Source organism: Amycolatopsis sp. NPDC033938 (assembly GCF_055575975.1).
In genome coordinates this window covers 1,102,791-1,115,781 of record NZ_JBVIRO010000001.1, presented here as the reverse complement: position 1 = coordinate 1,115,781, position 12,991 = coordinate 1,102,791, and the positions used below count along the sequence as shown (strand labels likewise).

Annotated in this window: 13 protein-coding genes and 3 tRNA genes; 5 read left to right on the top strand and 11 right to left on the bottom strand. The window is 67.8% G+C overall.

The genetic code is table 11. The features are described from left to right. Positions 1–13 precede the first annotated feature (13 nt). From rplA to ACZ5ZX_RS05580, 5 genes are all read right to left on the bottom strand, one after another. Positions 14–727 carry a 50S ribosomal protein L1 gene (gene rplA, locus ACZ5ZX_RS05600; RefSeq protein ID WP_061979985.1) on the bottom strand — a complete coding sequence of 238 codons (714 nt, stop codon included), beginning with the start codon at positions 725–727 and terminating at the stop codon, positions 14–16. A gap of 81 nt (positions 728–808) precedes the next feature. After that, positions 809–1,243, bottom strand: coding sequence for a 50S ribosomal protein L11 (rplK, locus tag ACZ5ZX_RS05595; protein WP_020633284.1), 435 nt, complete (start codon positions 1,241–1,243; stop codon positions 809–811). A 78-nt stretch (positions 1,244–1,321) separates the two neighbouring features. Beyond that, a complete protein-coding gene (gene nusG, locus ACZ5ZX_RS05590) occupies positions 1,322–2,182 on the bottom strand; it encodes a transcription termination/antitermination protein NusG (protein ID WP_465500813.1) in 861 nt (286 codons plus the stop codon). A 76-nt stretch (positions 2,183–2,258) separates the two neighbouring features. Beyond that, the gene (secE, locus tag ACZ5ZX_RS05585; protein WP_007031001.1) at positions 2,259–2,711 is read right to left on the bottom strand and encodes a preprotein translocase subunit SecE; all 453 of its coding nucleotides are present in this window, start codon (positions 2,709–2,711) and stop codon (positions 2,259–2,261) included. Between the two features lie 27 nt (positions 2,712–2,738). Further along, a tRNA-Trp gene (locus ACZ5ZX_RS05580) sits at positions 2,739–2,811 on the bottom strand. Between the two features lie 206 nt (positions 2,812–3,017). On the opposite strand from ACZ5ZX_RS05580, the gene ACZ5ZX_RS05575 reads away from it, so the two are divergent. From ACZ5ZX_RS05575 to ACZ5ZX_RS05565, 3 genes are read left to right on the top strand one after another with little or no spacing between them, the layout of a single operon-like run. Then, positions 3,018–4,247, top strand: coding sequence for a pyridoxal phosphate-dependent aminotransferase (locus ACZ5ZX_RS05575; RefSeq protein WP_465500812.1), 1,230 nt, complete (start codon positions 3,018–3,020; stop codon positions 4,245–4,247). Then, a complete protein-coding gene (locus ACZ5ZX_RS05570; protein WP_465500811.1) occupies positions 4,244–5,140 on the top strand; it encodes a TIGR03619 family F420-dependent LLM class oxidoreductase in 897 nt (298 codons plus the stop codon). The genes ACZ5ZX_RS05575 and ACZ5ZX_RS05570 overlap by 4 nt, the downstream gene beginning before the upstream one ends. 28 nt (positions 5,141–5,168) lie before the next feature. Next, positions 5,169–6,101 carry an SGNH/GDSL hydrolase family protein gene (locus ACZ5ZX_RS05565; RefSeq protein WP_465500810.1) on the top strand — a complete coding sequence of 311 codons (933 nt, stop codon included), beginning with the start codon at positions 5,169–5,171 and terminating at the stop codon, positions 6,099–6,101. Between the two features lie 494 nt (positions 6,102–6,595). Here ACZ5ZX_RS05565 and ACZ5ZX_RS05560 read toward each other — a convergent pair whose 3' ends face one another. The 6 genes from ACZ5ZX_RS05560 to ACZ5ZX_RS05535 form a co-directional block, all read right to left on the bottom strand. Further along, positions 6,596–7,000: a MaoC family dehydratase gene (locus ACZ5ZX_RS05560; RefSeq protein WP_465500809.1), complete on the bottom strand. Its 405-nt coding sequence runs from the start codon at positions 6,998–7,000 to the stop codon at positions 6,596–6,598. After that, positions 6,997–7,446 carry a MaoC family dehydratase N-terminal domain-containing protein gene (locus tag ACZ5ZX_RS05555; protein ID WP_037314051.1) on the bottom strand — a complete coding sequence of 150 codons (450 nt, stop codon included), beginning with the start codon at positions 7,444–7,446 and terminating at the stop codon, positions 6,997–6,999. Before ACZ5ZX_RS05555 ends, ACZ5ZX_RS05560 begins: the two co-directional genes overlap by 4 nt. Positions 7,447–7,535: 89 nt before the next feature. Further along, positions 7,536–7,700 (bottom strand): 50S ribosomal protein L33, encoded by a 165-nt coding sequence (gene rpmG, locus ACZ5ZX_RS05550; RefSeq protein ID WP_005152047.1) that lies wholly within the window; start codon positions 7,698–7,700, stop codon positions 7,536–7,538. Positions 7,701–7,745: 45 nt separating this feature from the next. Further along, positions 7,746–7,818, bottom strand: a tRNA-Met gene (locus ACZ5ZX_RS05545). Positions 7,819–7,868: 50 nt separating this feature from the next. Beyond that, a tRNA-Thr gene (locus ACZ5ZX_RS05540) sits at positions 7,869–7,941 on the bottom strand. A gap of 78 nt (positions 7,942–8,019) precedes the next feature. Continuing rightward, a complete protein-coding gene (locus ACZ5ZX_RS05535; protein WP_465500808.1) occupies positions 8,020–10,635 on the bottom strand; it encodes a putative bifunctional diguanylate cyclase/phosphodiesterase in 2,616 nt (871 codons plus the stop codon). Between the two features lie 280 nt (positions 10,636–10,915). On the opposite strand from ACZ5ZX_RS05535, the gene ACZ5ZX_RS05530 reads away from it, so the two are divergent. Together ACZ5ZX_RS05530 and ACZ5ZX_RS05525 are read left to right on the top strand one after the other, a co-directional pair. Next, on the top strand, positions 10,916–11,854 hold the full coding sequence (locus ACZ5ZX_RS05530) for a GNAT family N-acetyltransferase (RefSeq protein ID WP_465500807.1): 939 nt from the start codon (positions 10,916–10,918) through the stop codon (positions 11,852–11,854). Positions 11,855–11,892: 38 nt separating this feature from the next. Further along, entirely contained in the window at positions 11,893–12,756 is an 864-nt protein-coding gene (locus tag ACZ5ZX_RS05525; protein WP_465501048.1) for an SAM-dependent methyltransferase, read from the top strand. Positions 12,757–12,991: the final 235 nt, after the last annotated feature.

Here is a 12,991-nt window from a genome sequence, read left to right as displayed (position 1 = left end):
GTACGACTCAGACTTACGCGTCCTCGGAGAGGAGGTTGCGGGTCCGGGCGGGGTCGACCGGGATACCCGGGCCCATCGTCGTGGAGACGACGACCTTGCGCAGGTAACGGCCCTTCGCCGAAGACGGCTTGGCCCGCAGGACCTCGTCCAGCGCGGCCGCGTAGTTCTCCACCAGCTTCTCGGTGTCGAACGAGACCTTGCCGATCACGAAGTGCAGGTTGGCCTGCTTGTCGACGCGGAAGTTGATCTTACCGCCCTTGATGTCCGAGACGGCCTTCGCGACCGCGGGGGTCACGGTGCCGGTCTTCGGGTTCGGCATGAGGCCACGCGGGCCGAGGATGCGGGCGATACGCCCGACCTTCGCCATCTGGTCCGGCGTCGCGATCGCGGCGTCGAAGTCGAGCCAGCCACCCTGGATGCGCTCGATCAGTTCGTCGGTGCCGACCGCGTCAGCGCCGGCGGCTTCGGCCTCGGCGGCCTTGTCACCAACGGCGAAAACGATGACGCGAGCGGTCTTACCGGTGCCGTGCGGCAGGTTCACGGTGCCGCGGACCATCTGGTCGGCCTTACGAGGATCGACACCGAGGCGCATGGCGACCTCGACGGTGGCGTCCATCTTCGACTTGGAGGTCTCCTTGGCCAGCTTCGCGGCCTCGAGCGGGGCGTAGAGCCGCTCGCGGTCCACCAGCTCAAGAGCCTGACGGTAGGCCTTGCTGTGCTTGGGCATTACTTCTGTCCTTAACTCTTCAACGGATCAGTGTGGTGTTGGAGCCAGCCCTGGCTCTCCCACGGTGGTGCGGGGTGAAGCTCAGTCGACGACCGTGATGCCCATCGAGCGGGCGGTGCCGGCGATGATCTTCGCGGCCTGGTCGATGTCGTGCGCGTTCAGGTCGGATTCCTTGGTCTTCGCGATGTCGCGGACCTGGTCCCAGGTGACCTTGGCGACCTTGGTCTTGTGCGGCTCGCCGGAGCCCTTCTCCACGCCCGCGGCCTTCAGCAGCAGCTTCGCGGCCGGCGGCGTCTTGAGCTTGAAGTCGAACGAGCGGTCTTCGTACACGGAGATCTCGACCGGGACGACGTCCCCGCGCTGCGACTCGGTCGCGGCGTTGTAGGCCTTGCAGAACTCCATGATGTTGACGCCGTGCTGACCCAGCGCGGGGCCGACCGGCGGCGCGGGGTTGGCCGCACCCGCCTTGATCTGCAGCTTGATGATCGCCGCAAGCTTCTTCTTCTTGGGTGGCATTTCGTTTGTTCCTTCTTACTGACTTGAGTCCCCCGCACACCTGCCAGTACGCGGGGACTGCCGGCCGTCTGGCGGCCGTCAGATCTTGGAGACCTGGTTGAACGACAGCTCGACCGGGGTCTCCCGGCCGAAGATCGACACCAGGACCTTCAGCTTCTGCCCGTCCACGTTGACCTCGGAGATCGTCGCGGGCAGCGTCGCGAACGGGCCGTCCATGACGGTGACCGACTCGCCGATCTCGAAGTCGACCTCGACCGCGGGGCCGCCCAGCTGCGACTCGGACGAAGCAGCCTCGCCCTTGCCGGACTTGGCGGGTGCCGCGGCTTCGACCTTGGGCGCGAGGAACTTCAGCACCTCTTCCACGGTCAGCGGCGACGGGCGCGAGGTGGCGCCGACGAACCCGGTGACACCCGGCGTGTTGCGCACCGCGCTCCACGAGGCGTCGTTCAGGTCCATCCGGACCAGGATGTAGCCGGGCAGCACCTTGCGCTGCACCTGCTTGCGCTGGCCGTTCTTGATCTCGGTGACCTCTTCGGTCGGCACCTCGATCTGGAAGATGTAGTCCTCGACGTCCAGCGTCTGGGTACGGGTCTCGAGGTTGGTCTTCACCTTGTTCTCGTAACCCGCGTACGAGTGCACGACGTACCACTCACCGGGAGCGGCGTTGAGTTCCGCGCGCAGCTTCGCGACCGGGTCGAGTTCCTCGGCGGGCTCGGCCTCGGTGGCGGTGTCTTCGGCCGCGTTGTCGTCGTCTTCGGTCTCGACGGACGCCTCGTCGGCCTCCGCGACATCTCCGGCTTCGTCGACCTCGTCGCCTGCGGCGGGCACCTCGACGGAGTCCAGGTGCTCGGACTGCTCGTCGCCGAGTGCCGCGTGCACCTGCTCGTCGGAAAGCTCGGTCAGCTCATGACCGGCTGCTGTGCCGTTGTCGGAGGTCACGTTCCGTCCTCTCAGTTGATCGGTTGCCGTGGCGCCGGCCACCGTGCGGCGCGCTCAAGCGCCGCGACCGGCTGCCTCAGCTGCCGAAGACGGCACCGACGACCTCTTTGAAGGCCAGGTCGAGGCCGCTCACCAGCGCCACCATGAACACCACGAAGACCAGCACCACCGCGGTGTAGGTGACCATCTGCTTGCGGTTCGGCCAGATGACCTTGCGCAGCTCGGCCCAGACTTCGCGGATGAAACGCATCAGCCGGGCGAAGATCGACGCCTGCTTCGGCTTGCGGTCGCGCTTCGGAGTCGCCGTGCCTTTGGCGTCCTTGGATTTTTCGGTCTTGTCCCCGGCCTTCGCCTTGCCGGCGGGGCGGGTCTTGTCATCCGACTTGGCGTCGGCCTTACCGGACGGGCGCGCGGACGCACGGCGCTCACGCCGGGCAGCGGCGGTCACCGGGCGGGACTGTTCGTCGGGCTTCTGCCCGGCGCCGTCCTGCGCCTTCTCACCGCTGGCGTCGCTGTCGCTCACGACCACTCCTCCGCCTTCACCAGTTCGCTTACGCAGGGGTGACAGGACTTGAACCTGCAACCTGCGGTTTTGGAGACCGCTGCTCTGCCAATTGAGCTACACCCCTTTGGAACCCCGATGCTCTGGGGCTCCCGAGGACGCATTCCATCGTCCCCACCGCCGTGGCGGGGATGACCGTAGTGCGTTCCGAGACCAGAAGTCTACGGCAACCCCCGAACAGCTTCGCAACCGCGCCCCTCAAAGCGGCGCGGAGCAGCCTTCCGCGAGGAAATTCCCCCACGGCCGACCCCATGATCGTGCCACGATGTCGCCATGAGCGCTCCCGCACCCTCACCTTCCCCGGCGTCCCGCGTCTCGGCCCGCATCGGCGGTATCACGCCGTCGGCCACGCTGGCGGTCGACGCGAAGGCCCGGGAGCTCAAGGCGCAGGGCCGTCCGGTGATCGGGTTCGGGGCGGGCCAGCCGGACTTCCCCACCCCGGCCAACGTGCTCGACGCCGCCGAAGCGGCCGTCCGGGACAGGGTGAACCACGGCTACACCGCCGCGGGCGGGCTGCCGGAGCTTCGCGAGGCGATCGCGGCGAAGACCGTCCGCGATTCCGGGTTCGACGTCGACCCTGGCCGCGTCCTGGTGACCAACGGCGGCAAGCAGGCGGTCTACTCCGCGTTCGCGACGTTGCTCGACCCGGGCGACGAAGTGCTGCTGCCCGCGCCGTACTGGACCACCTACCCGGAGTCGATCGCCCTCGCCGGCGGCGTCGGAGTGCAGGTGACCGCGGACGAGACGACGGGATATCTGGTCACCGTCGAGCAGCTCGAAGCCGCCAGGACACCGCGCACGAAGGTGCTGCTGTTCGTCTCGCCGTCCAACCCGACAGGCGCCGTGTACCCGCGCGAACAGGTCGAGGCGATCGGGCGCTGGGCGTACGAGAACGGCCTCTGGGTCGTCACCGACGAGATCTACGAACACCTGGTCTACGACGGCGCCGAAGCCCCCTCGATGCCCGTCGTGGTCCCGGAACTCGCCGACCGGACGGTCATCCTGAACGGCGTCGCAAAAACGTACTCGATGACCGGCTGGCGGGTGGGCTGGCTGATCGGCCCCCAGGACGTGGTCAAGGCGGCGACGGCGTACCAGTCGCACTTGTGCGGCAACGTTTCGAACGTCGCGCAGCGGGCCGCGCTGGCGGCGGTGAGCGGTCCGCTCGACGCCGTTCACATGATGCGTGAAGCGTTCGATTTCCGGCGCAAGACGGCGCTTTCGCTGCTTTCCGAGATCCCGGGAGTCGAGACTCCCGTGCCACTCGGCGCCTTTTACCTGTACCCGTCGATGAAAGCCTTACTGGGTAAGGAAATTCGCGGCGAGCGGCCGAAGGACACGGTGGCCCTGGCCGATCTGATCCTGCGCGAGGCCGAGGTCGCCGTGGTGCCCGGCGAGGCGTTCGGGACGCCGGGGTACTTCCGGATTTCCTATGCGCTGGACGAAAATGATCTCGCCGAGGGCATCACCAGGATGGGGCGGCTGCTCGCGGAAGCACGGTGACCGTGATGCGCCTGGGAATCGCTCTTCCGCAGTACGGTCCTCTCGCGACGATGGACGCCGTCGCCGGTTTCGCGACGGCCGCCGAGGAACTCGGCTACGCGTCGTTGTGGGTCGGAGACCGGGTGCTGGCCCCGGTTTCGCCGTCGGACCGCTACCCCGGCGGCACGCCGGAACGGCCGTACCCGCCCGAATTCGTCACCTTCGCCGATCCGCTGATCCTGCTGACGGTGGCCGCGAGCGTCACGCAGAAGGTCCGGCTCGGGACGAGCACGCTCACCGGAACGGTGTATCCGGCCGTGGTGCTCGCCCGGATGCTCACTTCACTGGATCAGGTGAGCGGTGGCCGTCTGGACGTCGGGCTGGGCACCGGCTGGCTTCGCGACGAGTACACCGCGACAGGCACGCCCTGGAAGGGGCGCGGCAAGCAGCTGGAGGAGCTTCTCGACGTCCTTCAGGAGTTCTGGACCGGCGATCCGGTCGAGCACGAGGGCGAACGCTGGCGGATCCCGGCGTCGAAGGTCGGGCTGCGGCCGGTGCAGAGCCCGTGTCCGCCTGTGTTGCTCGGCGGATTCTCGACGGCGGCGCTGGAGCGGGTCGGCCGCCGCGCGGACGGCTGGCTGCCTGCCGGACTGCCCGCGCCCTACCTCGCGAAGCTGTGGGAGACCGCGGCGAGCGCGGCGGAGAAGGCGGGCCGCGACCCCGGCGCGCTGCGGCGGGTGCTGCGGATCAATCCGAAGTCGGGTACCGATCTGAAGGATGTCGCGGGGCAGCTGGACGAGGCCGCCGAAACCGGGATCACCGAGGCCTTCGTCGACCCGCATTACCTCGCGCGGGATGTCGCTCACGCGCTCGATCTCGCCGCCGAGCTGCGCGGGCTCGTCCCGGGCGACTGAAGGAACGGGCCTTGAGTCCGATGACAAAGTGACCTTGGTCGCGTACAACGAATGGGTGACGCAGCGGAGAACTGGCGGCGGCTGTCTGTTCCTGGTGATCGTGCTGTCGGCCCTGGGGATCGCTTACCACCTGTGGGAGCGCGGAACATCGGTGACACCAGCGGGGGTCACCACCTCGGATGGCGCTGGGCGATATGTCGCTCTGGGTGACTCCTACACGGCGTCCCCAGGAACCGGACGGCCCGTGGGCGCGCCCGCCGGCTGCGATCGCTCGGACAACAACTACCCCACCCTGCTGGCCGCGAAGCTGCGTCCTGCCGAGTTCGTCGACGTCAGCTGCGGCGGCGCCACGACCGAACACCTCACCAGCGCGCAGAAGACCCGCGACGGCACGAACGCCCCGCAACTCGACGCGATCGACGGCGACACGACGCTGGTGACCGTCGGTATCGGCGGCAACGACGTGGGCTTTGTCGGCTTCGCGAGCCAGTGCGCGACGCAGCACCAAACCGCTTCGCCGTGCAAGACGCAGCTGACCGCCGGCGGACGCGATCAACTCGTCGAGCGGATCAACGCCGCGACGGACCGGTTGGGCGGGATTCTGGGCCAGATCCGCGCGAAGGCGCCCGAAGCGCGCATCGTGGTCGTCGGATATCCGACAGTGCTTCCGGACGACGACAACGGTTGCTGGCCGGTCTTGCCGGTGGGAGCCGGAGACATGGCCTACTTCCGCAGCTCGCTTGCGCGGCTGAACACCGCGCTGCAGGAGACGGCGAAGAAGCACGAAGCAGGCTTCGCCGACATGTCGACCGCGAGCAAGGGACGTGACATGTGCAGCGCCGCGAACCGGCGGTGGGTCGAGGGGCCCGCGCCCGCGGTTCCCGCGGCGCCGCTGCACCCGAACGCCCGGGGCGAGGAAGGCATGGCGGAGGTCATCGAGAAACTGCTTAAGGTCGCGTAGGGGCCTTTCTTATTGAGGGGTAAGGCAAATATGGCGTGATCGGCTCGTTGCCGTGAAGGCCCCCTTGCTTACCCTGAAGGTAGTGAAGGAGGCCTTCACGGACCGGGCTTGGGCCTGACCTGGACGAGGTGGTTGCGCGGGCATCGTCGCCCGGTCTCGCCCCTTGATCAACGGAAGATCCGGGACACTCAACGTCCGGAATCCTCCCCACCCGGACTGCCCCGGCAACCCGCACAAGCTCCACACCAGTGCGTAAGCAAAGGCGAGCCCCCGCTGCCCCAGCGTCGAAGCGTGATGTCCTGAAGGCCCTCAGGACACGCCAAATTTGGCTTACCCCTCAATAAGCTTGCGAAGCGCCTTCGCGGCGCTTCGCAAGCCGCCCCGGAACCTTGGTGACCCCTCTGACCTGCGAAAAGAGAGCAAGGGACCTTTGCTCTCGCTTACTTAGGCATGCTAAGCGACGCTAGCAAAGGTCCCTTGCTGTCGTTTTCGGGTCAGGCGCGGGCGATCACTTGGGCTTTCCCCAGGACGGCCTTGCCGTCGAACTTGGCGGTGATGTCGATCCGCGCGGTGCCGTCGTCGTTGACCACGGCGACCTTCCCGGTGAACTCGATCGTCGCCGCACCGTCGTTCGGCACGACCACGGGGCGCGTGAAGCGCGCGAAGTAGTCGACGAGACGGCCCGGGTCACCCAGCCAGTCGGTGACGAGCCGCGCGCCGAGCGCCATGGTCAGCATGCCGTGCGCGATGACGTCCGGCAGGCCGACCTCCTTCGCGAAGGCCTCGTTCCAGTGGATCGGGTTGAAGTCCAGCGAGGCACCGGCGTACCGCACCAGTTGCTCCCTGGTGACCTCGACGGTCAGCGGCGGCAGTTCTTCTCCGGCGGTGAACGTGCTCACGCGCCCTCCCCTCGGACCACGAGCTGCGCGTGCGTGGTGGCGATCGGGCCACCGTCGGCGCCGGCGATCTCGGCGCGCAGGTTGATGAAGTCGTTCCCCGCGCGGGCCATGATGTTGTCGATATGCGTGGTGAGCGACAGGACGTCGCCCGCGTGCACCGGCCGCACGTAGGTGAACCGCTGGTCGCCGTGGACCATCCGCGAATAGTCCAGACCGAGTTCGGGGTCGGTGACGATCGCGTTGATCGAGGCGAGGTTGATGATCGTGAGGAACGTCGGCGGCGCGATGACGTCGGGGTATCCGGCCGCCTTCGCCGCTTCGGTGTCGCGGTAGAGCGGGTTCGTGTCGCCGAGCGCGTCGGCGAACTCCCGGATCTTCTCGCGACTCACTTCATAGGTACTGGTCGGCGGGTACACCCGCCCGGTGAACGACTGGTCCAAGGCCACCCGAGCAGGCTACAGAACCCGGAAATGCCCGAAGCCGCCCTGGTGTGACCAGGACGGCTTCGGGTGAGACTTGTAGAACCGCCAGACGCTCAGCGGGTCTCTTTGTGAGTCCGGTGCGTACCGCAGTTCGGGCAGAACTTCTTCATCTCCAGGCGATCCGGGTTGTTGCGCCGGTTCTTCTTGGTGATGTAGTTGCGGTGCTTGCACTCCTCACACGCGAGCGTGATCTTCGGTCGCACGTCAGTGGCAGCCACAGCATTTCCTTCTCTACTAGGCCTGGGACACCCAGGGTTACCGCGTAGCGGTGGCCGGACTTGAACCGGCGACACAGCGATTATGAGCCGCTTGCTCTGCCAACTGAGCTACACCGCCCTTACATGCTCCAAGCCGCGACACGCTTGCGTGACGCGGCTGAGGTCGCGAGCCCCTTTACGGAATCGAACCGTAGACCTTCTCCTTACCATGGAGACGCTCTGCCGACTGAGCTAAAGGGGCCTGGCCTCTCGCGAGGACTTGAAAAGATTAGCAGGCCGGTTCAGGGGTCTGAACCGGGGGGCCGGTTACCACAAAACCTCAGGTCAGCAGGGTCAAGACGGTCTCGGAGTGTCGCCCCGGCGAACGCGCCGTGCGGGCCTGCAGCCACGCCTCCAGACGGTCTTCCGGCAGCGGTCGCGAGATGAGGTAGCCCTGTGCCACGTCACATCCCATCGCCTCGAGCTGATCCCGCGCGACGTCCTCCTCGACACCCTCGGCGACGACCGTGAGGCCGAGCGAGTGGCCCAGTTCGACGATGGAGCGCACGACGGCGAGGTCGCCGAGATCGGTACCCATGCCGAGGACGAAACTCTTGTCGATCTTGACCTGGTCGACCGGGAGCTGCCGCAGGTAGGCCAGCGACGAGTAGCCGGTGCCGAAGTCGTCCACGGCGAGCACGATGCCCAGCGAGTGCAGCTCCCGCAGGATCGGCAGCGCCTTCTGCGGGTCGGACATCACACCGGATTCAGTCAGCTCGAAGGTGAGCAGCTCGGGCGGGATGCCGAAGCGGTCGAGTTCGCGCGCGACCTTCGTCGGGAAGTCCTCGTCGGCCAGGTTCCGCACCGAGAGGTTCACCGCGGCGGAGATGCGCAGACCTTCGTCGAGCCACTTCCGCACGCGCTTCAACGATTCTTCGAGCACGAAGGACGTCAGGACGCCGATGAGACCGGCGGCTTCGATCGCCGGGACGAACTCGTCCGGGCCGAGCCTGCCGAACTCCGGATGCACCCAGCGCACCAGCGCCTCGACCCCTTGGATCTGCCGGTTCGGCAAGGTGATCTTGGGTTGGTAGTGGACGCTCAGCTGGCCTTCTTCGAGCGACTGCCGGAACTGCGTGACCATCTGGAACCGGCGCATGAAGATCTGGCCCATGCTGGCCATGTAGCCGCGGACCTCTTCACCGCCCTTGGTCGCGCGGACGGCGACGTCGGCGCGCTGCAGGAGCCCGTCGACGTCGACCTGGTCCTCGTCGTCCGCGGAGGACGTGGCGTAGCCGATCATCGCGTTGGCTTCCACGGAAAGCCGGTCCACCGGATACGGGGCGACGAGTTCCGCGCGAAGCAGTTCCGCGGCGGCCTGGGCGCGTTCCGGCGCACAGCCGACGAGAAGCGCCGCGAAGGAAGCACCTTCGAGCCTGGCGAGCGGGACGTCGGGGCCGAGCGCGTCGCGGATACGGCGACCGGCGGCGATGACCATCCGGTCGGCCCACACGTAACCGAGCGCGTCGCTGACGGTGGAGAAGACGTCGAGGTCGACCCGCAGCACGACCGCGTCGACCTGTTCCCGCAACGGTTCCTTGGCGACCTGGCGGAAGCCTGGCCGGTTGAGCAGGCCGGTCAGCGGATCGTGGTAGGCGTCGTGGCGCAGGGTCGCGAGCAGGCGCCGGTTGTCGAGCGACGTCGCGAGGTGGCTGGCCATCGTGCCGAGCAACTGGACGTCGTACTTGCCGAAACCACGCCAGCGCGAAAGCCTGTCGTGCGCTTCGACGACGCCGAGGAGCTGGTTCGCACTGCGCAGCGGGACGACCAGCGCCTCCTGCGCGCCGCGGTCGAGCAACGCGGAACGGACGTCGGGATTGGCTTCGGTGATCCGGAAATGCCGGACGTGCGCGCCGGGGAGGCGCAGCAACGGGTCGTCGGCGGCCGGATCCACCGGCGGCAGTTCGTCGCCCGCGACGACCATCCGCATGGTGTCCTTGGGTTCCAGCCGCAGCCGGAGCACGACGCGGCCGGCGGCCAGCTGGTCCTTGATGCGTTCGGCGATGGTCGCCCACTCGCGGACGTCCACCCCGCCGACGAGTTCGTCGGCCCGCCCGGCGGGACGCGCGGCCGCCTGCTGACCGGAACGCGCGACCATCAGGCTGACGTCGGATAGCGCTTCCATGTCGCGCTGTTCGCGGAGCAGATCGGAGTACGCCCAGTACAACGCGGTGAGCCCGAGGAAGACCGCCAGCACGAGCGGCCAGGCCTTCGGCGTACCGGAAATGACCAAATAACCGGAAAGACCGACCGACGCGTTGACGAAGCCGACGACGAGGATGCGGCCGGTGAGCCGGATCGCGGTGCTGACCCGCATGCGGCGGCGCAGTACGCGGACGGCGGCGAGCGCGAGCAGCGTGCTGACCAGCGGTGCGGTCAAAGTGCCTGCCAGCGCGGCGATCCAGGTCATGTCGTGCGCGCCGGAGGCCTGTTTCACCAGTCCTGCCACGGCGAACGCGCCGGTGATCTCCAGCAGGAAGGCGCCGGCGTTGTAGAGGACGCGGCCCGCGACCTTGCGGGCCAGCAGGGTTCCGATGCCCGCCGCGAGATGCGCGGCGAGGACGACTTCGAACGGCGCGACGAAGAATCCGATGACCAGCGGGATCTCGGTGAACGAGATCGTCCACGAGATACCGCTGCGGACGTCGACGTTGATCCCGAGTTGTTCGGCGAGCAGGAAGGCGAGCGCGAGGATCGGCCCGATCCACAACAGATCGTCGGAGGCCTCGAAGTCCAGCCACAGGCTGACCGCGGCCGCGGCGGCGATGCCCATGGTGAGTACGGCGAAGGTGTAGACGCGGAATCGACGCTCGTCGGTTCGAGCCTCCGTAACGGCCCCTCCCTTGCCCGGTGCCGCCTGTGCGGTGCTCCCGGGGCTGCCGTTCGTGTCCGGCATCCGACCTTCCTTCCCGGCTGCCCAACCGGTCTTGTCCTACCGCGACCTCGGGGACGAGGGCAATACAGTACCCCGGAGGGCGTACCCAAGTCCCATTCGAGACAGTATGAGATCACCCCAGGGTTAACAATGGGCTCGTCGCGCTGACCTGCGTGGACCAAGGGGTGAAATGGGAGCGTTATTCGCGTTCCTTCCGACTACCGGAAGTCACCTGGCACCGCGGTGGGGCCAATCTCGTGAAGTTCCCCGCGGACCCGTCAGTAGGGGCTTGAATAGCCCTATGAATAGCCACGCGATCGCCGCCGGACACGCCGAGCGGCTCGCCACAGTGGACGCCCTGCTCCCGGAAATGCCTGCACTGGAGCCTGTCGAGGGCTCCGTGTCACTCTCCGCGACAGCCGGCGACTCGGCCGCCGCCGGATTGTCGGTACGCACCGAGGCAGGACCTGATTCTGTTGACTCTCCGTGGCGGGCCCTCGTCGAACATCGTCTCGAAGCCCGGCTCACCGGTCCCCGCCCGGAAGCGGCTCTTGACGCATTACTCACCCGATGGGATGAACATCTGAAGGCGGTCGCCCCACCTGGGGATGTCGAAACGGCGGCGATCGTGGTGCGGCCGAGCCGCGATTCGCCCGGCTCGGCCGAATTGCTGCGTCACGGTTTCGCTCCGGTGCTGGTGATCGCGGTCCGGCCGGCCGACCGGCTCGCCATGACGGGGCCGCCCGCGACGCCTGGGGTGCACATCCGGCCCGCCGAGACGGATGATCTCGAAACCGCGGTCGGGCTCGAGCTGGAATTGCAGCGATATGACGCCCAGTTCGGATCTGTCACTTTGCGCGAAGGCGCGAAGGAAGCGATCACGGCGGATCTGTCGAAACAGCTGGGCCGGGAAAACCCGACGTTGTGGATCGCGGAGCTGTACGGGCGCGCGCTGGGCATGGTGCGGGTGCAGTTCCCCGACGAGACTTCGTGGATCGGCGACCGGGTCGCGGCGGACCGCGTCGGCTATCTGTCGTCGCTGGCGGTGGCCGAGCCGGCGCGGTCGAGCGGGGTGGGGTCCGCCCTCGCCGCGCACGCGCACCAGGTTTTCGACGAATGCGGGACCGAAGCCGTGCTGCTGCACCACGCGCTGGCCAATCCGCGCTCGACTCCGTTCTGGTACGCGCAGGGCTACCGGCCGCTCTGGACCTACTGGCAGCGTCGGCCCGCCGTGCGCTGATCCCGATACGCTGATCTTCGAGGATCAGGGGGTTCATGGTGACCAGCGACGATGACGCGGCGCCGGTGGCGCCGGCCGGTGTCGACACCGAAAAGCCGTCCGCGGCGAGGATCTACGACTGGTTTCTCGGCGGCACCCACAACTGGGCGGTCGACCGTGAGTTCGCCCGCGCGCTGGAACGGCAGTGGCGATGGGTCAAACCGGGTGCGCGGCACAACCGCGAGTTCATGAACCGTGTCGTGCGCGCCGCGCTGGACGCGGGCATCCGGCAGTTCATCGATCTGGGCTCCGGTGTCCCGACCGCCGGGAACGTGCACGAGATCGTCCAAGAGGAACTCGAACCGGGCGACACGGCGAAGGTCGTGTACGTCGACTACGAGCCGGTGGCGGTGGCGCACGCGGAACTGATCCTCGAACGACATGAGGCGACCGACTGGGCCGGGATCGTCCATGCGGACATGCGGCGGCCGAAGGACGTCCTGGGGCATCCGGAGACGCGGCGGCTCATCGATTTCGACCAGCCGGTGTGCCTGATGCTGATGGCCGTGCTGCATTTCGCCGGGCCGCATGACGATCCGCCCGCGCTGGTCGCGACCTATCGGAACGCGTTGGCGCCGGGCAGCTGGCTGGGGCTGTCGCATATGAGCTTCGGTGGGCAGACCGGCGAGGACGCCGACGGCCTGCGATGGATGGTCGAGCAGTACCGGAAGACGAGCAACCCGGTGTGGATGCGGGATCGCGAAGAGATCGAGCCGCTCTTCGGGGACTGGCCGCTGCTGGAGCCCGGCGTCGTGCACCTGCCTGACTGGCGGCCGGTGCGGGAGCTGCGACGGGACGAGGAAGGTGCCCGGCCGTTCGCCTGGTGCGGGGTCGCCGCGCACCCGCTTACGTCCGACCTCTGATCCCTCCGCGTCGCCTTTAGCGGGCTAAACGCGCCCCCTGGGGCACAGAGGTCCGAGGGGTGGGCAAGGTGACGCCGGTGGCGAGGGGGCAGGGAGGCCGACGGGCTCGCTGCCCGCGTCTCATGGCCGGGGGGCGAGCCGCTGACCGCAAGCCCGGAACTCCACGCCACCCAAAGATCCGACCTCCCGGGGCGTCGCGTCGCCTTTAGCGGGCTAAACGCGCCGCCCTTGGGGG